This window comes from Aeromonas molluscorum 848 (assembly GCF_000388115.1).
Lineage (GTDB): Bacteria > Pseudomonadota > Gammaproteobacteria > Enterobacterales > Aeromonadaceae > Aeromonas > Aeromonas molluscorum.
The window spans coordinates 1-26,957 of sequence record NZ_AQGQ01000039.1 but is presented as its reverse complement, the minus strand read 5'-3'; the positions used below and the strand labels follow the sequence as shown (position 1 = coordinate 26,957).

At 60.6% G+C, this 26,957-nt stretch carries 19 protein-coding genes and 3 pseudogenes; 8 read left to right on the top strand and 14 right to left on the bottom strand.

Annotated elements, in window-relative coordinates:
• The 3 genes from guaA to G113_RS08020 all read right to left on the bottom strand — a co-directional run.
• Positions 1-883: glutamine-hydrolyzing GMP synthase (gene guaA / locus G113_RS08030; protein WP_005898468.1), on the bottom strand; the 883-nt coding region annotated here is incomplete at its 3' end.
• An 83-nt stretch (positions 884-966) separates the two neighbouring features.
• Positions 967-2,430, bottom strand: coding sequence for an IMP dehydrogenase (gene guaB / locus G113_RS08025; RefSeq protein ID WP_005898466.1), 1,464 nt, complete (start codon positions 2,428-2,430; stop codon positions 967-969).
• Positions 2,431-2,742: 312 nt separating this feature from the next.
• On the bottom strand, positions 2,743-3,387 hold the full coding sequence (locus tag G113_RS08020; protein ID WP_005898464.1) for a YitT family protein: 645 nt from the start codon (positions 3,385-3,387) through the stop codon (positions 2,743-2,745).
• A 791-nt stretch (positions 3,388-4,178) separates the two neighbouring features.
• Here G113_RS08020 and G113_RS08015 point away from each other — a divergent pair.
• Positions 4,179-5,090 (top strand): DMT family transporter, encoded by a 912-nt coding sequence (locus G113_RS08015; RefSeq protein ID WP_040319028.1) that lies wholly within the window; start codon positions 4,179-4,181, stop codon positions 5,088-5,090.
• A gap of 120 nt (positions 5,091-5,210) precedes the next feature.
• A complete protein-coding gene (gene xseA, locus G113_RS08010; RefSeq protein ID WP_005898460.1) occupies positions 5,211-6,557 on the top strand; it encodes an exodeoxyribonuclease VII large subunit in 1,347 nt (448 codons plus the stop codon).
• A 63-nt stretch (positions 6,558-6,620) separates the two neighbouring features.
• Here the strand turns inward: xseA and hutW are convergent, their stop codons facing one another.
• Positions 6,621-7,967 (bottom strand): heme anaerobic degradation radical SAM methyltransferase ChuW/HutW, encoded by a 1,347-nt coding sequence (gene hutW, locus G113_RS08005; protein WP_005898458.1) that lies wholly within the window; start codon positions 7,965-7,967, stop codon positions 6,621-6,623.
• A 267-nt stretch (positions 7,968-8,234) separates the two neighbouring features.
• On the opposite strand from hutW, the gene G113_RS08000 reads away from it, so the two are divergent.
• Positions 8,235-9,830 carry a methyl-accepting chemotaxis protein gene (locus G113_RS08000; RefSeq protein ID WP_005898456.1) on the top strand — a complete coding sequence of 532 codons (1,596 nt, stop codon included), beginning with the start codon at positions 8,235-8,237 and terminating at the stop codon, positions 9,828-9,830.
• A gap of 99 nt (positions 9,831-9,929) precedes the next feature.
• Here the strand turns inward: G113_RS08000 and aroG are convergent, their stop codons facing one another.
• The 5 genes from aroG to G113_RS07975 all read right to left on the bottom strand — a co-directional run bounded on the left by aroG (position 9,930) and on the right by G113_RS07975 (position 15,759).
• Positions 9,930-10,985, bottom strand: coding sequence for a 3-deoxy-7-phosphoheptulonate synthase AroG (gene aroG, locus G113_RS07995; RefSeq protein WP_005898453.1), 1,056 nt, complete (start codon positions 10,983-10,985; stop codon positions 9,930-9,932).
• Positions 10,986-11,208: 223 nt separating this feature from the next.
• A complete protein-coding gene (gene aroA / locus G113_RS07990) occupies positions 11,209-12,492 on the bottom strand; it encodes a 3-phosphoshikimate 1-carboxyvinyltransferase (protein ID WP_005898451.1) in 1,284 nt (427 codons plus the stop codon).
• A gap of 213 nt (positions 12,493-12,705) precedes the next feature.
• Positions 12,706-13,794: a 3-phosphoserine/phosphohydroxythreonine transaminase gene (serC, locus tag G113_RS07985; RefSeq protein ID WP_005898449.1), complete on the bottom strand. Its 1,089-nt coding sequence runs from the start codon at positions 13,792-13,794 to the stop codon at positions 12,706-12,708.
• 265 nt (positions 13,795-14,059) lie between these two features.
• Positions 14,060-14,980 (bottom strand): electron transfer flavoprotein subunit alpha/FixB family protein, encoded by a 921-nt coding sequence (locus tag G113_RS07980; RefSeq protein WP_005898447.1) that lies wholly within the window; start codon positions 14,978-14,980, stop codon positions 14,060-14,062.
• On the bottom strand, positions 14,977-15,759 hold the full coding sequence (locus G113_RS07975) for an electron transfer flavoprotein subunit beta/FixA family protein (protein WP_005898444.1): 783 nt from the start codon (positions 15,757-15,759) through the stop codon (positions 14,977-14,979). The genes G113_RS07980 and G113_RS07975 overlap by 4 nt, the downstream gene beginning before the upstream one ends.
• Positions 15,760-15,896: 137 nt before the next feature.
• On the opposite strand from G113_RS07975, the gene G113_RS07970 reads away from it, so the two are divergent.
• The 3 genes from G113_RS07970 (at position 15,897) to G113_RS07960 (ending at position 19,329) form a co-directional block, all read left to right on the top strand.
• A complete protein-coding gene (locus G113_RS07970; protein WP_040319025.1) occupies positions 15,897-17,543 on the top strand; it encodes an electron transfer flavoprotein-ubiquinone oxidoreductase in 1,647 nt (548 codons plus the stop codon).
• Between the two features lie 200 nt (positions 17,544-17,743).
• A complete protein-coding gene (gene corA / locus G113_RS07965) occupies positions 17,744-18,691 on the top strand; it encodes a magnesium/cobalt transporter CorA (RefSeq protein ID WP_005898440.1) in 948 nt (315 codons plus the stop codon).
• 164 nt (positions 18,692-18,855) lie between these two features.
• Positions 18,856-19,329 carry a DUF2919 domain-containing protein gene (locus tag G113_RS07960; RefSeq protein WP_005898438.1) on the top strand — a complete coding sequence of 158 codons (474 nt, stop codon included), beginning with the start codon at positions 18,856-18,858 and terminating at the stop codon, positions 19,327-19,329.
• Between the two features lie 91 nt (positions 19,330-19,420).
• Here the strand turns inward: G113_RS07960 and G113_RS07955 are convergent, their stop codons facing one another.
• Positions 19,421-20,197: a hypothetical protein gene (locus tag G113_RS07955; protein ID WP_005898436.1), complete on the bottom strand. Its 777-nt coding sequence runs from the start codon at positions 20,195-20,197 to the stop codon at positions 19,421-19,423.
• A gap of 145 nt (positions 20,198-20,342) precedes the next feature.
• A pseudogene (mltA, locus tag G113_RS07950) lies at positions 20,343-21,499 on the bottom strand (murein transglycosylase A).
• A 150-nt stretch (positions 21,500-21,649) separates the two neighbouring features.
• On the opposite strand from mltA, the gene G113_RS07945 reads away from it, so the two are divergent.
• A complete protein-coding gene (locus G113_RS07945; protein ID WP_005898434.1) occupies positions 21,650-21,895 on the top strand; it encodes a DUF1289 domain-containing protein in 246 nt (81 codons plus the stop codon).
• Positions 21,896-22,036: 141 nt separating this feature from the next.
• Here the strand turns inward: G113_RS07945 and fruA are convergent, their stop codons facing one another.
• The 3 genes and pseudogenes from fruA to fruB form a co-directional block, all read right to left on the bottom strand.
• Positions 22,037-23,761 (bottom strand): PTS fructose transporter subunit IIBC, encoded by a 1,725-nt coding sequence (gene fruA, locus G113_RS07940; RefSeq protein ID WP_005898432.1) that lies wholly within the window; start codon positions 23,759-23,761, stop codon positions 22,037-22,039.
• Positions 23,758-24,765, bottom strand: coding sequence for a 1-phosphofructokinase (gene pfkB / locus G113_RS07935; RefSeq protein ID WP_005898430.1), 1,008 nt, complete (start codon positions 24,763-24,765; stop codon positions 23,758-23,760). Before pfkB ends, fruA begins: the two co-directional genes overlap by 4 nt.
• Positions 24,765-25,863 (bottom strand): annotated as a pseudogene (gene fruB, locus G113_RS07930) (fused PTS fructose transporter subunit IIA/HPr protein). Before fruB ends, pfkB begins: the two are co-directional and overlap by 1 nt.
• A 336-nt stretch (positions 25,864-26,199) precedes the next feature.
• Between fruB and G113_RS07925 the strand changes: the two are divergent.
• Positions 26,200-26,957: pseudogene (locus tag G113_RS07925) on the top strand (LacI family DNA-binding transcriptional regulator); the annotation flags it as partial.

Here is a 26,957-nt window from a genome sequence, read left to right as displayed (position 1 = left end):
CGGCATCAACCTTGATGATCTTGAGACCAAAGTGATCGCCAAACATCTCCATCACCTGAACGCCTTCGTTCAAACGCAGCAGACCGTTGTCGACAAAGACGCAGGTCAGGCGATCGCCGATGGCGCGGTGCACCAACATGGCAACCACGGAGGAGTCCACGCCGCCGGAGAGGCCGAGGATCACTTCGTCGTCGCCCACCTGTGCACGAATGCGGGCCACGGCATCATCTATGATGGTGGCCGGGGTCCACAGGCATTGGCAGCCGCAGATCTCTTTGACGAAATGCTCGAGCAGACGCGCGCCCTGACGGGTGTGAGTCACTTCCGGGTGGAACTGCACGCCGTAGAAGCGCTTGGCCTCATCGGCCATGGCGGCATGGGGGCAAGTCGCGGTCTGGGCGATGGTGGTGAAACCGGCCGGGATCTCGGTGACCTTGTCGCCGTGACTCATCCAGACATCCAGCAGGGCATTGCCATTGGGGGCAATGGCATCTTCGATGTTGCGCAGCAGCGCACTGGTCTGGCCGGACTGACCCAGCACTTCGACCTGGGCATAACCGAATTCACGTTCGGTGGAGGATTGCACCTTGCCACCGAGCTGCTCGGCCATGGTCTGCATGCCGTAGCAGATACCAAACACGGGCACACCGGCGTTGAACACGTATTCGGGGGCACGGGGGCTGCCCGCCTCGGTCACGGATTCCGGGCCGCCGGAGAGGATGATGCCGTTCGGGTTGAATTCGCGGATCTGCGCTTCGGTCACATCCCAGGCCCACAGCTCGCAGTAAACGCCGATTTCACGGACACGGCGGGCGATAAGCTGGGTGTACTGAGAACCGAAATCCAGGATCAGGATACGGTGAGCGTGAATATTTTTAGTCATTTTATTCCTGCATCAGGCTGATGTTGTAACAAAAGGCTCGGGGATAAAAAACGGTGTAGAAACGGGGCCGCAGCCCCGTTTTATCAGCCCATCCGGTAGTTGGGGGCTTCTTTGGTAATGGTCACATCGTGAACGTGGGACTCTTTCATCCCGGCGCCGGAGATGCGCACGAACTCGGCCTTGGTGCGCATTTCGTCGATGGTGGCGCAGCCAGTCAAGCCCATGGAGGAGCGCAGGCCACCCATCTGCTGATGGATGATCTCTTTGAGGCGGCCCTTGTAAGGTACGCGCCCTTCGATCCCTTCCGGCACCAGCTTGTCAGCGGCGTTATCGGTCTGGAAATAACGGTCGCTGGAGCCCTTGGACATGGCGCCCAGAGAACCCATGCCACGGTAGGATTTGAAGGAGCGGCCCTGATAGAGCTCGATGTCGCCCGGCGCCTCTTCAGTACCTGCGAACATGGAACCGACCATAACACAGCTGGCACCTGCGGCGATGGCCTTGGCCACGTCGCCGGAGAAGCGGATGCCGCCATCGGCGATCACGGGAACGCCAGTGCCTTCCAGGGCGTCAACGGCGTCGGAGATGGCAGTAATTTGGGGAACGCCGACACCGGTCACGATGCGAGTAGTACAGATGGAACCCGGCCCGATACCCACCTTGACGGCATTGACGCCTGCGGCGACCAGCGCCAGGGCGCCAGCGGCGGTGGCCACGTTGCCACCGATGATTTGCAGCTCGGGATAGGCATCGCGGGTCGCTTTGATGCGATCCAGCACGCCCTGGGAGTGGCCGTGGGAGGAGTCAATCAGCAGCACATCCACACCGGCTTCCACCAGGGCGGCAACGCGCTCTTCGTTACCGGCACCGGCACCGACGGCAGCGCCAACCCGCAGACGACCCTTGTCGTCTTTACAGGCGTTCGGCTTGCGCTCGGCTTTCTGGAAGTCTTTAACGGTGATCATGCCCTTGAGTTTGAAATCGGCGTTGACCACCAGCACCTTCTCGATGCGGTGTTTCTGCATCAGGGCCACCACCTCTTCACGAGGAGCCCCTTCGCGCACTGTCACCAACCGGTCTTTCTGGGTCATGACTTGTTCGACGGTCTGGGAGAGGTCTATCACGAAGCGCACGTCACGGCCGGTGATGATACCGACCAGCAGGTTGCCCTCGGTCACCACAGGGTAACCGGCGAAACCGTTCTTGTGGCTCAGCTCCTTGACCTGGGCAATGGTCATGTCGGGACGCACGGTCACGGGGTCGGAAACGACACCACTTTCGTACTTCTTGACCTTGCGGACTTCGGCAGCCTGCTGCTCGATGGACATGTTCTTGTGAATGAAGCCGATACCGCCTTCCTGGGCCAGTGCGATAGCCAGACGGGCTTCGGTCACTGTGTCCATGGCAGCGGAAATCATCGGGATATTCAGGGAGATAGCAGACGTCAGCTGAGTACGCAGATCGGCTGTATTAGGAAGAACAGTGGAGTGGGCTGGAACCAACAGTACATCGTCGAAGGTCAGCGCTTCTTTGGCAATCCTGAGCATGGCAATATCTCACCGTTGAGGAGTGGGGGTGGAAAATATTGCCGACAAATTTTACTCATGGTTTACCGGTTGGTAAAGAAGTATTTTTTAATTTTTGTGGCATTGCCCGCTTTTAGAAAGCCAAACAGGCAAAAACCTCACAAATTCAGTCGTAAAATGGCCCTTTTTACGCCGAATAATGTTCCGGCGCAGCCCGAGTGATTTCAGATGGGCACCAAGGCACGCTTAGCGCCCTCCCCCGATCTCTTCGGCTGACACCGTCGCAATGAGCCTCGACTTATCAAGCACCTCATGAGTCTTGTGTCGCGAGAATTACCCCTGGTAGCGACCGGGCTTGTGCCAGTTCATCAACATGGCATTCATGGCCAGGGCACTCAAGGCCGACCAGAGCAGCAAGGAGGCTGGCAGCAGGCTCGAGGAGAGCGCAAACAGCAACAGATCCAGCAGCATTTGGGTCTTGCCTGCATTGATGCCAAACCTGGCCTGCAGCCAGAGAGTCACCACGCCAGTACCACCGACCGAGGCATTGTGACGGGCGAGTGACAAGACCCCCATGCCGATGAAGGTACCTCCGACCAGGGCGGCAAACAGCGGATGTATGTAGGTGACCGTCTGCAGATGGGGCACTATCTGGCTGGTCGCCGCGAGGGCGATATTGACAATCAGCGTCTTCAAGGTGAAGGCGCGCCCCATGCGGACATAGCAAAACAGCATGAAGGGGATATTGGTCAAAATGAACAGCAAGCCGATGGGCAGCTCGACCAGATAGGAGAACAGCAGCGCCATGCCCGCCACGCCGCCGGTGATCATGCCGGCCAGCTTGAGCATGTAAAGACCGATGGCAATGAACATGACCCCCAGTGTCAGGCCATAGACATCATCCTTGACGTTATGGACAAGCCCGGCATTGATGCCTGCTGGCGGTAATGTCGCCTCGTTTGCCATGCCGTTTACCATAAGACTCCTTGTGATGGACCGATAGAGACCCTGCCGTCAGGGAAAGGCGTCAGCGCCAGATCTGAGCTAACGCGGTACTTGCGTCTTGATGACGCAGCAAAAATGACGCCAACCGTGACAAGTCGCTGCGCTTTGCGCATAAATTTGGTTTATTACACCACCATTACTACTTTGATTAGCATTTTAATCCACCCCGGCGACCCCCAACGTGGGCCAACCAGCATGAACAGGATTTATTGGGTAATAAGCCCCATCTGATGGACTCCCCGCATCGTCCCCTCTCAACCACAACCCTTGCCAGACAAGGACTGGCTACTCAAAAGATGATCCAGGTGGTGGGGCTGGCATGGGTGCCTTGGCAAAGAGTGCATTGAGAGCGAACTTGATGACTCGGCAATCCTAATGACTAGCGCCAAACATGCACCATTTTGGTACAACACAGCACCTTGGTGGTGCAGACGCACTATTGAACGATGACTGCGGAGCATCTTCACCAGAGCCCAAGAATCAGACAGCAGTCGTAAGGATGGGGATTGAATAGGCGCCAAACGGAGGCTCATCTGCCATCAAAAAAGTGGCGGCTCATGTGATGAGGCTCTTAGCCAGAGCCCCGTGATCCACGCTCAATGCCCAGCGCCGCAAGATTGACACAACAGACGGGGACGTATCGCGCCGACAGTGTCGTCATCCATAGCCCAATCCGGTAGTTGTCATCGGCTAGTCCGCCCTCCATGATGCGGGCTATGCCTGCGCCTGGGCGTACATGATTGCAACTATTTCAAGGAAGTAAGATGAGAACATCGGATTATGCAAGGCTGTTATTGCTGGCCGCCATCTGGGGAGCCAGCTTTCTGTTTATGCGTATTGCCGCCCCTGCGTTTGGCTCAATCAACACCGCTTTTTTACGGGTCTTGTTCGCTCTGATCGGGTTAGCCATCATCTTGCTGCTGATGCGATCTCCTCTGCGCTTTGAAGGCAAGCTCAAGCCCATCATGCTGCTTGGGATCATCAACTCAGGCATCCCTTTTCTGATGTACGCCATCGCCGCACTCTGGTTACCCGCCGGCTACTCGGCGATCTTGAATGCGACCACCCCCTTGATGGGCGCCCTGATCGGTTTTTCCTGCTTCAGCGAACAGTTAAGTGGCCGCAAGTGGCTGGGGGTCGTGTTGGGGCTCCTTGGTATCACCCTGATCACCACGACTGGCGAGGTTGCGCTGAGCGAAACCGTCATCACGGGGGTACTGGCCTGCCTGATTGCCACCGCCTGCTACGGCTGTGCGGGTTTCCTGACCCGGCGCTGGATCACGGCGCGCGGCGGCCTGGATGTCAAGCTGGTCGCCTTTGGCAGCCAGCTGGGCGCCACCCTCTTCCTGCTGCCCTTCTTTGGCTATGGGGTGACGGCCGGCCCCGTGGTTGATTGGGCCATTCCCGAGGTGTGGGCCAGCATATTGGCCGTCGGCTTTATCTGTACCGCACTCGCCTATCTTATCTATTTCAGGCTGATCGCCGACATTGGGCCGCTGCGTTCCCTGACGGTAACCTTCCTCATCCCTCCCTTTGGCATATTCTGGGGTTATCTGGTGTTGGGCGAGACCCTCACCGAAGGCTTCATGCTCGGCGGTGTCATCGTTTGCCTCTCGGTCTGGCTGGTGGTCAGTCCGGCCAAGCCCATACCGAGCCAGTTGCTGGGCAGCAAGTGATCATCCTGTGGCCAAAGCCGGGGGAGGTGCTCGGCTCCTGGCCTGAACTGCGCTAAGATGGTGCCATCGTCTCACCTCCCCGAGTCCACCATGGACAGTGGGACAGCAGAAGGGCCCAGCGTGAGCCAGTCCAATCAACAGCAAGTGTTTACCGTCACCCGCCTCAATAGCGCAGTACGCATGATACTGGAGCAGGATCTGGGGCTGGTGTGGCTGACCGGAGAGCTCTCCAACCTGGCGATGCCAAGTTCGGGGCACTGGTACTTCTCCTTGAAAGACATCTCGGCCCAGGTACGTTGCGCCATGTTCAAGGGCAACAACCGCCGGGTACCGTTTCGCCCGCAAGATGGCATGCAGGTGCTGGTGCAGGCCCGGGTCTCCCTCTATGAGCCCCGCGGCGAATATCAGTTGATCATCGAGTCCATGCAACCGGCCGGGGATGGCGCCCTGGCCCTGCGCTTCGAGGAGCTCAAACGCCGCCTCGCCGCAGAGGGCCTCTTTGATGCAGCCCGCAAACGCCCGCTCCCCACCAATCCCAAGGCGGTGGGCATAATCACCTCGGCCACCGGGGCGGCCCTGCACGATATCCTCACCGTGCTGGGACGCCGCGCCCCCTCACTGCCCATCTTCATCTATCCGACGCAGGTGCAGGGCAACATGGCCAGTGGCCAAATAGTGGCCGCCATCGAGCTCGCCAATCGCCGCGCCGAGGTGGACGTGCTGATCGTCGGCCGTGGTGGTGGCGCCCTCGAAGATCTCTGGTGCTTCAACGAGGAGCGGGTCGCCCGGGCCATTCACGGCTCGGCCATCCCTGTGGTGAGCGCCGTGGGTCATGAGGTGGATATCACCATCAGCGATCTGGTGGCTGACTTGCGCGCGCCCACCCCCTCCGCCGCTGCCGAACTGGTGGCGCCGGATCAGAGCGAGCGCATCAATCAGCTCAATCGCCTCACCCAGCGCCTGAGTCAAGCCATGGCCCGCCAGCAGACCCAGCAGGTCCACCACTTCACCCTGCTCGCGAAAAGGCTTGAGCATCAAGACCCCAAACGCCGCCTCGAGCAGCAGTCCCAGCGCCTCGATGAACTGGGTAACCGCTTGCAGCAATTGCTGAGTCAGCGCCTGCATCAGGGGGAGCGACGGCTCAACCAGCTCGCGCAACGGCTGCAATCCCAGAGCCCTGAACGGCGTCTGGCACAGGGTCGGCGGCGCCATCAACTGGCAGAGGCGCGCTTGCATAGCCTGATGAGCAAGCGGCGCGAGCAGGCCGAACATAAACTGGCCATGCTCAGTGCCCGCCTCGATGGAGTCAGCCCCCTCGCCACCCTGGGGCGCGGCTACTCCATCACCCGCAGCCAGCAGGGTGAGGTTGTGAGTCATGCCCGCCAGGTGAGTGCCGGGCAGTCGCTGGTCACTACCCTGGCAGAGGGCCACTTGCTGGTGCGGGTAGAAGAGGTGCACAACCGATAACTAACAACGGGGGGCTTTGCAGCGCCCCCGTTTTATCCCCTCCTTTTTGTTGGCGCAGCACTGTCACACCAGCGAGTGACCCGCGGCCCCGGTCGGGTGGGCAGATGCCGCGTCGGCTCCCGCCAGTGGATTGAGTTGCACATATTCGAACAGACCCGCCTGTAGATTGACGGTCCAAAAACGCCCCGCCAGGGTCAGCTCAAGCCGCTCTCCGATCAGCACAGCCAAGCCATGTTGCTGCCAGGTCTGAAAAAGCGGCAGCAGCTGCGCCTTCACATCGTCAGGTAAAAGTGCCAGCACCAACCCGCCAGTGTCGAGGGCACCGCGCAGCAGCGCATCCAGCTCGGCATGGGGATTGCGCCCCATGACCATGCCGGGAGCCCGCCTCCCCGCGGCCAGCGCCTGATGCCAAGGCGTCAAGTCCCGGCCGTACATCAGGCCATGCCCGTGCACATTACCCCCCGCCCCCGCCCCAAACGGCAGGATCTCGGCGCCACCTTTGGCCATCTGGTTATAACGACTCTGCTCGCTGTCTGTGCGTCGCCAATGGCTGCAAGAGAGGCGCTGCCAACCGCCCTGCTCCAGGGTTTGAGCGCCATACCCGTACATGGTTGCCCGCTGCGGGCCATCGGCCGCCCAGCCGAGCCGGCCTTTCTCCTGCACCCTGTCCAGGTGGGTGCCCGGCATGGGGATCAGCTGATAGAGATCCACGCCGTGCACACCGCTGGCCATCACATCCGCGATGTCCTGGCGCCAGATGGCATCATCCTGACCGGGTAGACCAAAGATAAGATCCGCCACTATCACGGCCTCATCGACCCGGGTCAACTCGGCAAGTCGCGCCAGCACCCGCCCCCTCTCATCGATACGAGCCGCCTGTTGGCGAACTTGCGTGTCAAAGCTCTGTACCCCGAACGAGAAACGGTTGAACCCGCCCGCCAGGGCCGTCTGCCACTTCTGCTCATCGAACCCGTTAAGCCGCCCCTCAAGGGTCAGCTCTGCATCCTGGGTAAGGGGGAAACGTTGTATGACCTCAGCCAAGCGGGCCAGATCCCCGGCCGCCATGTCGGTCGGCGTGCCGCCGCCCACATAGACCGCCGCAAAGGGGGCACTTTGCGCCAGGGGAGTCTCTGCCCCCTGTCGCAGGTTTTCGCAAAGAGCCGCCATATAACGGCTCATCCGCGCCGGATTTGCCCCATTTTCGAAGAAATTGCAGAAGCTGCAGCGCTTTTTGCAAAAGGGGATATGAATATAAAGGGCGCGATCCCTGGCCCCGGTCGCCTCTTGCCACCAGCGCTGCCACCCCTTGTCATCCAGAGCCAGGGGTCTGGCACCTCCCCGACTGGCATGGGCCGCTATTTTGGCGGTAAAGGCAAATTTAAGGGGATCCGGGCTGGACAGTCCGGTCATGGTTGGCGTCAGTATCATCGGAGGTGGGATCTGCTAGGGAATATTTATACGAATGATAACCACTATCAATAACCACGAAACTTGCGCCAGATCAACACCCTGACCAATAACAACACCTGGCTACCCCTGGTTAACGCCATTCATGGATCCAGTTAACAGAATCCTTACTAAAGCCGGGGTAATGTGAGCCGATAGAGTACCAAGCTTGCTGCATTGCCATGCCTGCCAAGTGATAGACCCCTTCCCCGTATCTGGACTCAGTTACCCATGCAAAACCTCTCGCTCAACTGGAAGATCTTTCTCCCCCTGGCCCTGGTAATAGGCGCCAGTTTCGCGCTCAGCTTCGAGCTCTCAGCTTGGTTGCAACGCGATCTGGCCCTGCGCCTGGCGGGCGAGAAGGTGGAGAGCACGGCCAACAGCTACATGGATCAGCTCAACGTCATGATGATGACGGGGGTCATCGCCAACCGCGCCATAGTACAGACCAAGATAATGAGCGAGGCCGGGATCACGGAGGCTAGGCTGATCCGCGCCCCTGCCGTCAGCTCGCTGTTTGGCCCAGGTCATCCGGATCAACAGATCGTCGATGGGTGGGACAAGCGTGCCATCGAACAGGGAGAGACCTTGCTCGAACAAAAAGGCAACCAGCTCACCCTGATAAAACCCTTCAAGGCGTACCAAGAGTACCGTGGCACCCAGTGCCTCACCTGTCATCAGGTCGCCGAGGGAACCGTCATGGGAGCCGTGCGCATCAGTTACGACTTGAGTCACATCTTTGCCGAGATCCGCGACAACAACTGGCTGCTGAGCGGGTGCCTGGGGTTGGTATTTGGCTTAGGCTTTGGCCTGCTGTGGTGGGTGCTGCAGCGTTACGTCAAACGTCCCGTCTATCGGCTGCAGCGCACCATGGTGCAGATGGCCAAGGAGCGGGATCTCTCCCTGCCCCTGGTCAACCAGAGTCAGGATGAGCTGGGTCAGATGACCCGCGCGGTCAACGACATGGTGCAAGGCTTTCGCCACAGTCTGGCCGAGGTTGAGGGTGCCACCGCCGAGCTATACCGGGAGTCGAACCAGATCCGCCAGGTCGCGACCCAGACAGAAGGTTCGGCTCGCCAGCAGGAACAGATGACGACCCAGGTCGCCACCGCGGTGAGCGAGCTGGCCGCCAGCTCCCACGAAGTCCGCGAACATGCTCGCCACAGCGCCGAGCTCTCGACCCTCACCAATGACGATGCCGCCAACACCAGCCGCCTCGCCCGGCACTCCATCACCGACATGGGTGAGATGTCAGCCGAAATTGCCCGGGTCGACACCGTGATCCAGCAACTCGATAGCCGCTGCCTCGCCGTGGATGGGGTATTGGAGGTGATCAAGGGGATTGCCGATCAGACCAACTTGCTGGCCCTCAACGCGGCCATCGAGGCCGCCCGTGCCGGTGAACAGGGACGCGGCTTTGCCGTGGTGGCCGATGAAGTCAGGGCGCTCTCCAGCCGCAGCCGCACCGCCAGTGAGGAGATAGCCCGGATGATTGCCGCCCTGCAGCAGGAAGCCCAGAGTGCCGTACAGGTCATTGGCGATGCCAAGCTCAAGGCGAATGACAGCATTCAAAAGACGGAAGCCACGTTGGCGGCAATGCAGACCATCATCGATCGCATCGCCAATATCAATGATCTCAATGCCCAGATGGCACAGTCAGCCCAGGAGCAGGACAGAGTCTGTCAGGAGGTCGATGGCGCCGTGAACGAGATCCGCAGCACATCGAACGATACCCTGAGCCAGGCCCACAGCGCCAATCTCGCCAGCGAGCAGCTGGTCACCCAGTGCCAGAAGCTCGAAGCCCTGCTCAAGACCTACCGCTGGTGATGAACCACACAGTGCCTGCGGTTTCAGCCATTGCCGGGCAGCCATAAAAAAAGCGCGACCTCGGTCGCGCTTTTTCGTTGCAAGCCATCAATAGGGTGATCAGCGTGCGTTGCGTTCGGCCACTGCCTCTGCCAGGGTGCGCAACAGGCTTTCGGTATCGTCCCAACCGATGCAGGCATCGGTGATGCTCTGACCGAAGGTGAGCTGGCATCCTTCCACCAGATCCTGGCGACCTTCCACCAGATGGCTCTCGACCATGACCCCGAATACGGCCTTGCTGCCGGCACGGATCTGGCCAGCCACATCCTCGGCCACCAGCATCTGGTTCTTGTATTGCTTGCTGCTGTTGGCATGGCTGAAGTCGATCATCACCTTCTGGGGCAGACCCGCCTTGTCCAATCCCTTCACGACCTCATCCACATGTGCGGCGCTGTAGTTCGGTTCACGGCCACCGCGCAAGATGATATGACAGTCCGGGTTGCCGGCGGTGGAGACGATGGCGGAGTGGCCATACTTGGTCACCGACAGGAAGTGGTGTGGCGCGCTGGCGGCGCCGATGGCGTCGATGGCGACCTTGATGGTGCCGTCGGTGCCATTCTTGAAGCCCACCGGGCAGGAGAGACCGGAGGCCAGCTCACGGTGTACCTGGGATTCGGTGGTACGGGCACCGATGGCACCCCAGCTCATCAGATCCGCCACGTATTGCGGGGTGATCATGTCGAGGAACTCGGAGGCGGTCGGCATGCCCAGATCGTTGAGCTCAAGCAGCAGCTTGCGACCGATGCGCAGGCCGTCATTGATCTTGAAACTGTTGTCCAGATGGGGGTCGTTGATCAATCCCTTCCAACCAACAGTGGTGCGCGGCTTCTCGAAATAGACCCGCATCACTATCTCCAGCTGATCCTTGTACTGATCTCGCAGGATCTTGAGACGCTTGCCGTATTCGATGGCGGCGACCGGATCATGGATGGAACAAGGACCAATCACCACCAGCAGGCGCTGATCTTCATCGGTCAGGATCTTGTGGATCCCCTGGCGGGACTCAAATACGGTGGAGACGGCCGCCTCGGTCGCCGGAAACTTCTCAAGCACCGCAACCGGGGGCAATAACTCTTTGATTTCACTGATACGAACGTCGTCGGTTTGATGCTGCATACTTCGGCTTCCTGCTTGGCTAGACACATTGCTTGCACCAATCTAGCCCGAGCAACCCCAGAGTGTAAATAGAAAATTACATCACACAATAAAATATCTTCAAGCGGATCATTGCATGTTATTGAAATGATGCTAGTCAGTCATGGGCGGTGTGCCAAGCCCATGAAAAAGGCCCGCGAAATGCGGGCCTTTGCTCAAGATGTCAGGGGCAGCAGGCTGCCCGTCAAGCAACCTGGCTAATGCTGGCGAGCTTCTCGAAGTAATCGGGGAAGGTCTTGGAGGTGCAACCCGGATCATTGATGGTCACCGCGGTGTCCGACAGCGCCACCAGAGAGAAACACATGGCGATGCGGTGATCGTTGTAGGTATCGATGGCCGCATGCTGCAACTGGGCAGCCGGGGTCACGGTGATAAAGTCGTGACCCTCCTCCACCTCGACGCCCAGCTTGCGCAGCTCGGTCGCCATGGCAAAGAGACGATCCGTCTCCTTCACCCGCCAGTTGTAGATATTGCGAATGGAGGTGGGTCCCTTCGCAAACAGCGCCGTGGTGGCTATGGTCATGGCCGCATCCGGGATCTGGTTCATGTCCATGTCAATACCATGAAGCGGCGCCTGCTCGGCCTCGATGAAGTCATCGCCCCAGGTGATGCGGGCGCCCATCTTCTCCAGCACGTCGGCAAAGTGAATGTCGCCCTGAATGCTGTGTTTGCCGATACCGGTGACTCGCACCTTGCCCTTGATGGCGCCTGCTGCCAGGAAGTAGGAGGCGCTCGATGCATCCCCCTCCACCAGGAAATCCCCCGGGCTGACATAGCTCTGGTTGCCCTTGATGTAGAAGGTCTGGTAGTTGTCGTGCTCAATCACCACACCAAACTGCTTCATGATGTGCAGGGTGATGTCGATGTAGGGCTTGGAGACCAGTTCGCCCTTGATGTGGATACGCGTATCCCCGGCGGCCATGGGCGCGGCCATCAGGAAGGCGGTCAGGAACTGGCTGGAGACGGAGCCATCTATGTGAACGTCGCCGCCCCAGAGGCCTTTGGCATCGATGGCCAGCGGCGGGAAACCATCGCGCTTGAGGTACTGCACATGGGCACCGGCCTCGCGCAGGGCATCGACCAGGTGACCAATGGGGCGCTCCTCCATGCGCGGCTCGCCGGTCAGCATGTATTCGCCTGAACCCAGGCAGAGGGCGGCACAGAGTGGGCGCATGGCGGTACCGGCATTGCCGAGAAAGAGCGTGACAGATTCGCTCACCGCGAAGCTACGGCCCAGGCCTTGCACTTCACACACCGTTTTGTCGGCGGAGAGTTTGTATTTGACCCCGAGCTGGCCGAGGGCCGCCAGCATGTGGCGAATGTCATCGCTGTCGAGCAGGTTGGTGAGGCGGGTGGTGCCCCGAGCCAGGGCTGCCAGCAGCAGGGCTCGGTTAGAGACACTCTTGGAGCCGGGTAGATTCACGACCCCTTCGACACGGGCGATAGGTTCCAAACGCAACGAATTCATAGCCTTCCTGTACTGATATCAAAAAACACCTGCCCGGACGTTATCAGCCAAGGAGAGTGAGGGCAAGGCTCTTGCTTGCCCCCCTCTCTCCCCTAACTTGCAGGGTGGGTGCCAAAGTGAAACGAGACGGCGCCCCGAGGAGCGCCGTTGCATAAACGTGGCCGCGGCCACGCTCAGAGGCGCGCCAGCGCTGAGTCATTCAGCTGACCTGGCTCAACCGTGCTGCTTGGCAAAGCGCTCCATGAAACCCACCAGGGCTTCGACCCCGGCCAGCGGCATGGCGTTGTAGAGGCTGGCCCGCATGCCACCGACGATGCGATGCCCCTTGAGTGCCAGCAGGCCCGCGGCCTCGGATTCGGCCAGGAACAACTTGTCCAGGGTGTCATCCTTGAGCTGGAAGGGCACGTTCATGCGCGAGCGGCAGGCCGGGTCCACCTGATTGGCATAGAAGCTGGAGTCATCTATGTAGCCATAGAGCAACTCGGCCTTGGCACGGTTGCGCGCCTCTATCTCGGTCAGGCCCCCTTGTTCTTTCAACCACTCGAACACCAGTGCGGCCAGATACCAGGCATAGGTGGGCGGGGTGTTGAACATGGAGTCATGCTTGGCGGTCAGGGCGTAATCAAACACCGCGGGCACATCCGCCCGGGCCTGGGCCAACAGATCGTCCCGGACGATGGCGATGGCGAGGCCAGAGGGACCGATATTCTTCTGGGCACCGGCATAGAGGATGCCGAAGCGGCTCACGTCGATGGGACGGGATAGGATAGTGGAGGAGAGATCCGCCACCAGCGGCACGTCTCCGGTGGCCGGGATGTCGAACATCTCTATGCCGTCGATAGTTTCATTCGGGCAGTAATGGACATAAGCGGCCTCGCTGCGAAATGCCGGAGTCGGCAGCAGGTGGCTTATCCCTTGCGCCGTCTTGGCCACACCGGCGTGGGTCAGGATGTCGCCGAACTTGTGCGCCTCATCCACGGCGCTCTGGGCCCACACACCAGTTAGCAGGTAGTCGGCTTTCTTGTTGGCACCGCCGAGCAGGTTCATGGGTACGGCAGAGAACTGGCCGCGACCACCGCCATGCATGAACAGCACCTTGTAGTTGGCCGGAATGGCGAGCAACTCGCGCAAATCCGCCTCGGCCTTCTCGGCGACCGCCATGAAGGGTTTGCCGCGATGGGAAAGCTCCATGACAGAGGCACCCAATCCCTGGAAATTACAAAATTCGCGCTGGGCGCGTTCCATGACTTCGACCGGCAACATGGCGGGGCCGGCGCAGAAGTTGTAAACCTGTTTGCTCATGACACTTTCCGTGAGGTGGTAAAGAGTGAAGGACTTCCCCGTTTTTACACGAAACAGCGCCCCTTCGGCAAAGGGTTTTTGGGAGCTGGCTCAAGGTTTTGCCGCCCAGGCCTTGCAGCTCGTCAATATCGATCAGGTGAAAGCGGCTGACCCAAAGGCCAGGCAGATGAGCGAGTGTCCATAACGGCACAAACCCCGCCGAGGCAGGGTCTGTGGTCAGAACCACGACGTTTTCAAGGGCCAGTCCCGGCTGCTCGCCCCGGGCTCAGAGCTTGGCGGTCAGCTCGGGAAGCAGGGTAAACAGATCCCCTACCAGGCCATAATCGGCAATCTGGAAGATGGGTGCTTCCCCATCCTTGTTGATGGCCACGATCACCTTTGACTCCTTCATACCCGCCAGATGCTGGATGGCGCCCGAGATCCCGACGGCGATGTAGAGTTCGGGGGCCACCACCTTGCCGGTCTGTCCCACCTGCAGATCGTTGCCGACAAAACCCGCATCCACGGCGGCGCGCGAGGCCCCCACCGCCCCGCCCAGCTTGTCGGCCAAGGCTTCAATCAGCGCGAATTGCGCCTTTGAGCCCAGGGCCCGCCCCCCGGAGACCACCACCCGGGCACTGCCAAGCTCCGGGCGGCTCGACACCACGGCCTGGCGGGAAACCAGGCGGGTACGCGTCGCGATGGTCAGGGACGGCAGGGCCTCAACGGGCGCACTCACCTCTCCCATGACCGCCGTGGGGAAGCTGCTGGCACGCAGCGTCATCAGCTTGATGGGCGCACTGCTCTGCACCCGGGCGATGGCATTGCCCGCATAGATGGGACGCAAGAAGCTGTCCTTGCCCTCGATGGCGATAACCTCGGAGAGCATCTCCATGCCAAGACGCGCCGCCATGCGGGGCAACAGATCCTTTGCCGTCGAACTCGCCGCCATCAACACATAGTGGTAGTCCTGGGCCAGGGCTGCGAGGGGCTTGTCCAGGCCATCGCACCAGTTGCAGCCAAGCTCCGCCAGCCGCACCCGGGTTACCCCTTGCAGGCGGGCAGCCTCCGTGGCCGCCTGGGTGATCTGGTCACCCAGCAGCAGCAGATGAATGTCGCCCTGCAGGGCCTTGGCAGCCCCGACCAGCTGGGCCGTGCTGACCGCCAGCGGGCCCTTCGCTTGCTGCGCAATGATCAATATGCTCATGGCAGTACCTTCGCCTCATGCTTGAGTTTGTCGATAAGTTCATCCACCGAGCCAACCCTTGCCCCGCCGCTGCGCACCGGGGGGGCCATGACCCCCAACTGCCGGTTCTGAGCGAGTGGGCTGATGCCCAGCGCGGCAAAGGGCTCCGTCTCCAGCGGCTTGCGTTTGGCCTTCATGATGTTGGGCAAGGAGGCAAACCGCGGCTCGTTGAGACGCAAGTCCACCGTCACCACCGCCGGCAGCGCCATCCCCAGCGTCTCCAGCCCGCCATCCACCTCACGGGTCACCAACAGCTCATCCCCCGCCCATTCGATGGCCGAGGCAAAAGTGGCCAGGGGCCAGTCGCACAGCGCCGCCAGCATCTGGCCGACCTGATTGTTGTCCGAATCGATGGACTGCTTGCCAAGCAGCACCAGATCCGGTTGTTCACGCTCGCAAACGACCTGCAGGGCCCGGGCCACGGTCAGGGGATCGAGTCGCTCGTCGCTGGTCCCCGGCGTGGAACCGCTATCCGATGTGACATAGTGCAGGGCGCGATCCGCCCCCAGTGCCAAGGCATGGCGTAGCTGTTCGCTTGCCGCGGCCGGCCCCAGGGTCACCACCACCAATTCGCTGGCAAGGCCCGCTTCACGCAGCCTGACTCCCTGCTCCACCGCGATCTCGCAGAATGGATTGATGCCCATCTTGACGTTGGCCAGCTCCACGTCGGAGCCATCGCTCTTGACCCGGATCTTGACGTTGTAGTCGACGACCCGTTTGACTGCGACCAGCAGCTTCATTCGGTCACTCCTCATCCTGTTGTTCGGTAGGCTTGCGCCACTACCATCCATGAATAATTCCGTATTGAGAGTTTACAGTAAGGTTGACGTTTACGTAAACTAACGCCACCCTAGGCCAAGTCGAGCACGGAGGCAAGATGGAACGAGAAGCAATGGAATACGATGTGGTCATCGTGGGAGGTGGCCCCGCGGGGCTCAGTGCCGCCATCGCCCTCAAGCAACGCGCGCCGGATTGCAGCGTCTGTCTGCTGGAAAAAGGGGCAGAAATAGGGGCTCATCTGCTCTCTGGCGCCCTGCTCGATCCCCGCGCCCTGCAGGAGCTGTTGCCCGCGCGCTGGCAGCAGGCGCCCCTTGGCACCGAAGTCAGCGAAGATCAGCTCTGGCTGCTGCAAAGTGACAGTCGCGCCACTCGGTTGCCCCACTGGGCCTTGCCCCCCAGCATGAACAATCAGGGTTGCCGCATCATCAGCTTGGGCACTCTCTGCCGCTGGCTCGCCAAGGAGGCCGAGTCCCTTGGGGTCGAGATCTACCCGGGGTTTGCTGCTAGCGAGCTCATCATCGAAGCCGGGGTGGTCAAGGGCGTGCTCACCGGCGATCTGGGTCTGGACAAGGCTGGCAAGCCCAAGGCGGATCATGTGCCCGGCATGGCGCTGCTCGGGCGCTATACCCTGCTGGCGGAGGGCGCGCGCGGGCACCTCGGCAAGCAAGCCATCCAGCAATTTGAACTGGCAAGCCCCACCCAGCCCCAGCACTATGCCCTCGGTTTCAAGGAGCTATGGCAGGTGCCTGCGGCTCAATCCCGGCCCGGACAGGTGCTGCATGGCAGCGGCTGGCCGCTCGGCGTTCAAGCGGGCAAGACTCGCAGCCATGGCGGCTTCTATCTCTATCATCTGGCGGACAATCAGGTCTCGGTCGGGCTCATTGTCGATCTCAACTACCAAAATCCCTGGCTCAGCCCCTTCGACGAGTTTCAGCGTTTGAAACAGCACCCTCTGCTCAAACAAGTCCTGCAAGGGGGCGAGCGCATCAGCTATGGTGCCCGCGCCATCACCAAGGGCGGCTGGCATTCACTGCCGCGCATGCACTTTCCCGGCGGCCTGTTGCTCGGCTGTGACGCAGGTACCCTGGATTTTTCCCGCATCAAGGGCATTCATTCCGCGATGAAGAGTGGCCTGCTGGCGGCCGAAACCCTGCTGCCCCACTTGGGTAAAAAGGAGCAAGGGGGACGGGAACTCGCCGACTATGACCAGGCCCTGGCGAGCAGCTGGCTCGGTGCGGATCTCAAGCAGGCCCGCAACTTCGGCGCCGCCTTGCACAGCACCGGCCCCTGGCTCGGCGGCGCCTTCAATTGGCTGGAGCAGCGGTTGTTCAAGGGACGCTCCCCGTTTCAACTGCTGGACAAGGGTGAAGATTACCGCGCCCTCAAGGCGGCCAATCGCTGCCAGCCCATCATCTATCCCAAGCCCGACGGGGTGCTGAGCTTTGACAAGCTCTCGTCCGTCTATCTGGCCAACACCAACCATGACGAAGACCAGCCCTGCCATCTGCGGTTGCAGGATGCGCGCATCCCCGTCGAGGTCAATCTGCCCACCTGGGCCGAGCCCGCAGTGCGATACTGCCCGGCCGGGGTATTCGAGCTGGTGACCCTGGCTGAACAGCCCCACCTGCAGATAAACAGCGCCAACTGTATCCACTGCAAGACCTGCGATATCAAGGATCCGAGCCAAAACATCATCTGGACCCCCCCACAGGGCGGCAGTGGACCCAACTACCCCAACATGTGATCCGACCAGGGTCGTTTTTTGGACAAACGGGATGAATATCAGCTGAATAAGCCCTGACAATGGCGGCGAGCGCCTGTATAGTTCGCCGCAGTCAGGTTGCCCATCGGCCCCGCTATGCTTCATACGATCCCCTTCTTGGGATCAAAGCCGCATGAACCTGTTCAACCATCCCTGATAACCCAAGACTTTAAGGGGGACAGATGATCACCGCCTACATCCTCAACAACAAGGTGCTCGACATCGTCACGCTCGGTCCTGACGATATCCTGCCCGACAACACCGTCTGGCTCGATGCCTACAAGCCTGACGCGGCGGAGCGAGAATGGTTGACGGGACTCTTTCTGGAAGAAGTCCCAGACAAAGAGGAGCTCGATGATATCGAGGCTTCTGCCCGTTTCTATTGGGACACGGACGGCCTGCATATCCACTCGCTGTTCCCCCAGCGAATCGGCCGTGACACCAAGGGTGTCCATGTCTCCTTTACCCTGCGCAACAATCTGCTGATCAGCATTCGCGAAGACGACATCGGCCTGGTACGACTGATGCGCCACTATATGCGTCAGGACAGACTGGAGGTGGAAGATGCCCTGGATGTCCTGCTCGAGGTGCAAAATCTCAAGGTCGAATACCTGTCCGATCTCATCGAAGATGGCTACAAGACCCTGGAAAATACCGCCGATCAGATCTTCGAACCCGATCAGATCAACGCCATGCTCAAAGAGCTGATGGCCCAGGAAGAGGCCAATGGCCAGATCCGCCTCTCGCTGCACGATACCCGGCGCGCGTTGCGTTTTCTCAAGCGCAGTCTGCGCCAGAAGATGACCAACGAGCAGAACAAGTGGATCGACGAGATGCTCCACGACGTGGAGTCTCTGCTGCCCCACACCCAGTTCCTGTTCGACAAGATCAACTTCCAGCTCGAGGCCTCCATGGGGGTAACCAATCTGGAGCAGAACAAGGTAATCAAGATCTTCTCGGTTGCCGCCGTCATCTTCCTGCCGCCGACCCTGATCGCCAGTATCTACGGCATGAACTTCGGTCGCATGCCAGAGCTGCAGTGGGAATATGGCTACTCCATGTCCCTGGTGCTCATGGTGCTCTCCTCCCTCGGCACTGGACTCTTCTTCAAACGCAAAGGCTGGCTGTAGCAGCTTTGGCACGGCATTATGGTACGAAGGGGCCCAAGGCCCCTTTCGTTTTGTGTCCCTGAAGCCGTTGCGCCATCCCGGTCTTTTTCGCTTCAACCTCTTGCAAGCCGGGTCCCAGTCCCCATATCTGTTGCACAACTCATCCATGATCCGCTTCGCCACCCATGACCCTCTATCCCGAACACCGTTACGATGACCATGGTCAGCTGCGCCCGCCGCTGTGGTTCTGGCCCATCAGCCTGCTGCTGACCCGCTCCGTCTGGTTGTTCGTGATGGCTGGCGCCAGCCGCCAGGGGGGCAGCGACATCCTGGCCCTGCTCTACCCGGAGCGCTGGAGTCTCTACGTGAGCCTGCTCACCGACCTGCCCGCGCTCCTGGCTCTGTTGGCCTGTGGCGGCACCTTCTCCAATCCCAATGGCTGGCGTGCTCGCCTGCGCCGCTTTAGCCCTGGCCTGCTACTCAGCTCGACCCTCACCGGCCTCATCATCCAGTGCCATGCCCTGATAAGCCTTGGCTGGCAATTTAGCTGGGCCAACGCGCTGGTACTGATCGCCAGCCTCTGGTGCCTCTGGTATCTGCTCAGGAGTCGTCAGCTGCGTGAATACGCGGCGGACAAACCCCACATCCCGAATGCTTGAGTCTGTGCCATCTAGCCGAGACAGCGCCGTGATCCGTTCCCGACAACCCGAGCTGATCAACATAGGATTGCCCCGAACAGGGCAATAAAGATCACTGGACAGGCGTCACCCGAATGGCGAGGGTCTGCTGCTGGCTATCCTGGCGTATCTCGGCTCCTGAGATGGCCCCGACCCCAACCCCTTGACTCTGCTGACTGTTGGCCAGTGCCCCCACCTCGACCCATTGCCCAGGGGCGACATTGAGCTCGATATCGCTCTGCCCCCGCTCCGGCAACCCTTGCCGCAGGCTGGTCTGCTCGCTAGAGAGCCGGATCAACACCTGTTCTCCTACCAGGGTCGCGCTGGCATAGAGGCCATTGACGATGGGCAGTAGTGCTGTGACTCTGCCTGCACGCCAGCAATAGAGACTGACGGGCTGATAGCTGCCCATCTGCAACAATACGGGTCGCCCCGACAGGCCACGAACCTGCCAGGCTTGCCGGCCCTGTGCACTGCCTTGCTCCAAGGCGCCTCCCGCGTGCCAGTCACCACTGCGACGCTGCCTGACCCCCAAGGCCGCACCTTGGGTAGCGCGCTGCTGCGAGACCCGCCACTCGATAAGCAACATCTGTGGTGGCTGGTTGAGGCGCGCCACCAACTGCTCTGCCTCCTCGAGTTGTTGTGGGCTGCCGCTGAGCACCAACTGGTTACCCATGGCACTCACCCCTAGGCTGGGATTGAGCTCGCGCAAAGTGTGTATCAATCCCTCCGGCTCAAAGACGGTAATGACCTTCACCTCTGCTCGCACCGGGACAACCATCAACAGCATAAGCAGCAGGCTCAGCCAGAGGGATCTGACGCTCAATGTGTCGTGCCAACGTCTCTGCATAGGGCTCTCCTGTCGTGATGCGCTCTATCACAGGCTCACCCTTGCAGGGCTATTTTGCCAATGATTGGTCAAAAAAAACCGCCGATAACGGCGGTGTTAGCGTGGCTAAACTCAGCCTCTGACGACCAGCCAGAGGCCTTCGCTGTCAGAGCCAGGGCGCGGCCGTGGGGCCATGCCCCAGACCCAGCTTCCAGACCCGGCCAAAATGCTTGTAGTGACCGGCGGCCACGCCCGCTTTCTCCCCCATCCCATGGTAGAGGTCCAGATGACCGCGTTTGACGGCTCCACCGGTATCCAGGGCGATGAGCAGGCGCAGTTGGTGTTTGCCGGTCCAGTTGCCCTCCCCATCGAGCAGGGGTACTTCGGCCAGTATGGGAGTACCCATGGGCAGCAAGCTGCGATCGGCAGCGACCGACGCCATGGCAAGCAGCGGGATACCGGCAGAACCAATCACGTCATTGGTTGGGCGCCGCTCGAAGAAGACATAGGAGGGGTTCTGCTCCACCAACTCTTTCACGTTGGCTTCCGGCTGGCTGTTGGCCCAATCCTTGATGGCCTTGACGGGACACTCTGCGCCTTGGGTACTTCCCCCCTGTCGATCAACACCCGGCCAATGCTGACGTAGCCATGACCGTTCTTGCCGCTGTAACCCAAATACTGCAGGCGGTTATCATCGCCATAGTGCACGAAGCCCGATCCCTGGACATCCATCAGGAAGTTATCGATGAGTGACTTGCTGTAACCCAGCTCCAGGCCACGATGGGCCAGGGCGCCTTGATGGATCTGGGCGCGGGAGGGGCAACGGCCACCGCAGTTGGGCATGGCGTAGATGGGGTACTTGAACTCGCCATCCGGACGATGGCGCACTTCCAGCACCGGCGAATAGTAGCCGGTGAACAGCACGTTACCCTGTCGATCTGCGCCGCCCATCTGCGCCAGGCTGATACCGTACTGACCGATGCGGGCAGGATCCCCTCCCTGAGCGGCCCAGCGTGACAGCTGACGGTAAAGCTCACCATAACGGTTCGCCATCCGGGTAGAACGATTTATGACCAGCTGGCTCTGGGCCTGAAAGCGGCTGAAATCATGAGGGGCCTGGCTGTTGACCCCTGTGACATGCACCAGGTCGCTGGGCAAGGTGCCGTCGAGGTACTGCTTGCCCAGGTTCTCGGCCGGAGTGCAGTTGAGAAAACAGGCTTGTTCGTCGGCCTTGGGTTGAGAGAGTGGCGCCGGCTGCGGGTCGCCGGCACAACCGGCCAACCCCAGCACTGTTGCCGCTAACCAGTATGCGTGTCTATTCATAAGTCCTCATTTAACACCGAGTGCCAGATCCGGCGTGGAAGATGCCAAATTTACCTCTGGAAAGCAAACGGCCAGCTCCCTGCGGCAGACTATTTTTCCAAACCATATCATCTGGGTTATAACAGGGTAACAAAGCATGAGGAGCCAGGCATGGAACAGCTGGAAATCTTCCCGCTACAGAGCCCCTGTATCGGGGTCTGTCAGGCAAACAACAAGGGCTACTGCAAGGGATGCTTTCGCAGCAGGGAAGAGCGTTTCAACTGGCTCAACATGAGCCCGGATCAGCAGCAGGATGTGATGCGGTTATGCCGGGGACGCAAGGCCCGGATACTGGCCGCCATGCGCAAAGCCCAGGAACAAGAGCCACCTTCGCAGCAGCAGGGTTGGGACTTCTAACCCCGGCTTTCGGGCGCCGCGCCATCTACAGGGTCAGGGCGATCCTCTTCGACCTTTTCTCTTCCTTCACAAAAAAAGGCGGCCCCAGGGCCGCCTTTCTAATCATACTTCTCTGCCGCGGATGCAGCCGAGGACACGGCATTATGCCGTGGCCAAGGTAGCTGGCGTCTCGGCGCGTTTGAGCATGGCGTAGCTCACCCCGGTCAGCAGGGAGCCCGCCGCGATGGCCACGATGTAGAGCCACACATGACTGATGGCATTGGGGATAAAGAGCACAAAGAGACCACCGTGGGGCGCCACCAACTCACAGGCAAACAGCATGGAGAGTGCACCTGTCAGGGCGCCGCCCACCATGCAGGCCGGGATGACCCGCATCGGATCCTTGGCCGCGAAAGGAATGGCCCCCTCGGAGATGAAGCACAGGCCCAGCACGAAGGAGGCCTTGCCCGCTTCCTGCTCCGTCTTGATGAACTTCTTGCTCGCCAGGAAGGTAGCAATCCCCATGCCCAGCGCCGGTACCATGCCCGCCGCCATCACCGCCGCCATAGGCGCATAGGTCTTGGAGGCGAGCAGGCCGACCCCGAAGGCGTAGGCCGCCTTGTTGACCGGGCCACCCATGTCGAAGCACATCATGGCACCGATGATGACCCCCAGCAGCACGGCATTGGCCGAGCCCATGTTGTTGAGGAAGGTGGTCATGGCATTCATGATGTCGGCAACCGGGCCACCAACTACGTAGATCATCACCAGACCGGTAAACAGGCTCGCCACCAGGGGAATGATAAGAATGGGTTTGAGCGCCTCCAGGGTCACCGGCAGACGTACCTTGTCACTCAAGAACTTGGCGCAGTAACCGGCCAGGAAACCCGCGACGATGCCGCCGAGGAAGCCGGCACCCAGGGAGCTGGCCAGCATACCGCCTATCATGCCAGGTGCCAGACCGGGACGATCGGCGATGGAGTAAGCGATATAACCTGCCAGCACAGGGATCATCAGGGCAAAGGCCGAGGCACCTCCAATCTTCATCAGTGCGGCCGCCAGTGTGCCCTCTTCCTTGAACGCCTCAATCCCGAAGATGAAGGAGATGGCGATGATAAGCCCTCCTGCCACCACCATGGGCAACATGAAGGAGACCCCGGTCAGCAGATGCTTGTAGGGACCGGCCTTCTCCTCTTTCTTGGTCACAGCACCACCACTGTGACGATAAACGCTGGCCTGCTGCCACGCCTTGTCCAGTTCGCTGCGAGTCTTCTTGAGCGCAGCCCCGGTACTGGTGTGGTAGAGCGGTTTGCCATCGAAGCGAGCCATGTCCACCTCGATATCGGTGGCGAGGAACACCAGATCGGCGGCGGCAATCTCCTCCGCCGTCAGGGCATTTTGCGCACCGACCGAGCCTTGCGTCTCGACGCGGATCTCATAACCGAGTTGCTTGGCGGTATTTTCCAGCGCTTCGGCAGACATGAAGGTGTGGGCCACCCCGGTCGGGCAGGCGGTGACGGCGACGATACGCTTGCCCGCACTGACGGCAGCGGGTGCCGTTGCGCTCGCCACATGATGGTAAGGCTTGGCGCCTTCCCGGGCGGCCTCCAGCACGGCGGCGGGATCTTGCAATGCGGCGTCCATCTCGGCGCGGTAGAGCCGCTTGCCCTCATAAGCGGACAAGTCTACCGGAGTGCTGGCCGCCACTATGACAAGGTCGGCCTCGGCAATCTGGGCCGCCGTCGGCGCACTGTGCGCCGCTATGGTGGAGTGGATGTCACCGACCAGACTCCAACCAGCCTGTTCGGCCTGTTGAGTGAGTCGTTTGGCGACGAGGAAGCTGGTGGCGATGCCCGCCGGGCAGGCCGTTACCAAGATAGCTTTCATTGGGCATCTCCTGTGGGTGTGTATGGTGTCGCATCCTGGGCACCTGCCCGCCGAGTATCCATGGCGGTTTCGTCATCCAGTTGCGTGATGGTTATTTGTTCAAGAATGGGGGTCAATTCGTCTTGACTGGCAAAGCCGACGGCAACCTGGCTCACCGCCAGGGCCGAAACGGCAGTGGCCAGACGCAGGGTCTGCGCCATGGGCCAGCCCAGGCTCAGGCCATGGGCAAGGCCTGCCACGAGCGAGTCACCGGCACCAACCGTGCTCACCACCTGCATACGTGGCGGTCTGGCCTGCCACGTCTCGCCATCGCCAAACCAGATCACCCCCTCGGCGCCATTGGAGATCACCACCTGGCTCACCCCTTGCGCCAGCAAGGCGCGGGCGCACTCGGCCTGCTCATTGAGGGTGCGGATGGGACGTCCTGCCCACTGACTGAGCTCCTCCAGATTGGGTTTGATCAGGGTGGGCCCTGCGCTGATCCCGGCACTCAGAGCCGCGCCGCTGCAGTCAAAGATGACCTGCTTGCCACGCAGCTTGAGGGCCGTGATGAGGTGGGCAACGTGTGCTGTCTCGACGCCTTTGGGCAAGCTGCCCGCCAGCACAAACCAGTCAGCCTTTTCGGCCAGCTCATCAAGCAGGAGATCAAGGGCCGCAATGGCTTCGGGTGCAATGTCGAGCCCCGGCAAGTTGAGATCCGTGACGCGGCCGGAGTGCTCGGACACTTTGACGTTGATACGGGTGCTACCCGGGACGCGAACGAAATGATCCTCCAGCCCCTTCTGGGCAAACAAATCGACGAAGGCGTGTTGATTGTCGGCACCGAGCCAGCCAGTAAGGGCCACATCGCGGCCCAGATCCTTGAGCACCATGGCGACATTGATGCCCTTGCCGGCCGCGCGCAGGGAGGCTTCACGCACCAGATTCACTTCACCAGCCTGCAATTGGTCGAGGGAGGCGGTGAGATCCAGGGCCGGATTGAGGGTGATGGTGACGATGTTCATCAGTGCGCCCCCTCCCCCAGCCCGGCAGCAATGGCCTCGCCAATGCCACGCAGTGCGGCCTCTGCGTCAGCCCCTTCGGCACGAAACTCGAGTCGGTGGCCGCACTTCACCCCCAGGCCGATGACCTTCATCAGGCTCTTGGCGGAGACGGCTTCACCGCTGCCATCCAGGTTGGCGACCCGAATATCCGAACCATACTCCTTGGCGACCTTGACCAGCATGGCACCGGGACGAGCATGCAGACCATGGGGATTGATGATGGTGAAGGTGTCTGCCAATCCCTTGGCTGGCCCGTTTTGCAGCAGTGCTATCCCGTCACTTCCCGCCAGGGCGTCAAGTTGACCGGCAGCGGCCAGGGCCGCCAGGTTGTCGAGCTGACTCAGGTGAGATTCATCTTTGCCGCACAACAGCAGCAAGGCCTTCACCTCAGCCGCTTGCTGGCAGATGGCATGGCTCGGTGTGGCCAGGACCCAACCACATTGCTGCGCCTTGGCGCTGGCCAGCCAGATGCCTTGCCCCAGCGCCGTTGGCTTGCTCGCCATCAGGGCGGTCACCATCTCGGCCCCCCCCAACCCGCTGACTTGGCACGAGCCGCTGCGCCCAGCAGCAGCTGGTCGGCATCATCGGCCGGAAAATCGGCGAGACTCAGGTACTGCACCTCGGTCGGTGCGCTCGCCCCCGTGAGGATGTCGATGATGGTGGCGGCATCTTTGGCATCCTTGAGGGCCTGGGCTGCCAGCTCGTCCCCCAGCACATGAGTGAGCTGGCGCAAGATGCCGAGGTGTTCATCTGACTTGGCGGCGATGCCGATGGCCACATAGGCAATCTGGCCTTGATCCCACTCAATTCCCCCTGGGAACTGCGCCACCATGACCCCCGTCTCTTTCACCAGCTCACGGGTATCCGTGGTGCCATGGGGAATGGCAATACCGCTGCCAAGGTAGGTTGCGTGCTGGGCTTCACGAGCCAGCATGCCATCCACATAGCCCGCCTCGACCAAACCTGCCTGGGTCAGTCGCTCGGCCAGCAACGCAATGGCCTCCTCCTTGCTCGCGCGGTCTGGTTCAACAGGATCTGCTCTTGCGCCAACTTCAACATGCTCTCTCTCCATCCGCTTGAGGCGGCCGAGGCGGCCACCTGGATTGCGCTCAATGATAATGCTCTGTGACTAGGGGTCGGATGACCCACGCTTGCCCTGCTCACAATAGACCGGATCGCATCCCACTGGTGGATCTGTCCTCTGTTTGTCTTTGTCTACTGACAAGCTGAATCGTTTCACTTACACTCAGACTGAATCGTTTCAGCTATTTGATCAAGTCCCCGCACTTCACCTTGTTCAATGATATGATCCGGCGCACACTTTTCGAGTCAGAACAGGGTCAGGAGGGCGGGATATTGTTACCGGAGAGAGCCAAACAAGACAGGGCCAACAAGATGAAACTGGATGAAGTGGCAGCCCTCGCTGGTGTCTCGCGCACCACGGCCAGCTATGTGATCAACGGCAAGGCCGATCAGCACCGCATCAGTCAGGCGACCCGTGACAAGGTGATGGCCGTGGTCGATGCCCACAACTATAGACCCGACAGTCGCGCCGCCTCCTTGCGTGGCGGCCAGACCCGAACCCTGGGTTTCATACTGCCGGATCTGGAAAACGCCAGTTATGCCAAACTGGCCAAGCGGCTCGAGCAAGGTGCCCGTGCCCGTGGCTACCAATTGCTTATCGTCTGCTCGGAAGATGAGCCGGATACCGAGAAGGCGCTGTGCGACATGCTGGTAAGTCGCCATGTGGATGCCTTGCTGGTGGCAAGTTGCCTGTCGCCGGAAGATCCCTGGTATCAGACCAAGCAGGCCAGTGGCACCCAGATCATTGCCATCGATCGGACCATGGCGCCGGAACACTTCATCAGTGTGGCCAGTGAGAACCGCAAGGCATGCGAGGAGCTGACCGCTTCCCTGCTCCAGCCAGACCTTGCCCACATCGCCTTGATCACCGCACTACCGAGCCTGACGATCAGTCAGGAGCGCCGGCTCGGTTTCTTGCAAGCCCTTGCGGGGTGCAATGCCCAGTATCATCTGTGCGAGGGACTGCACTTCTCCCGCGCCGAAGGCTATCGGCTGATCAGTACCCTGCATCATGAGCTGGGCGCCCTGCCCCGGCCCTGGTGACCACCTCCTACATCCTGATGGAAGGG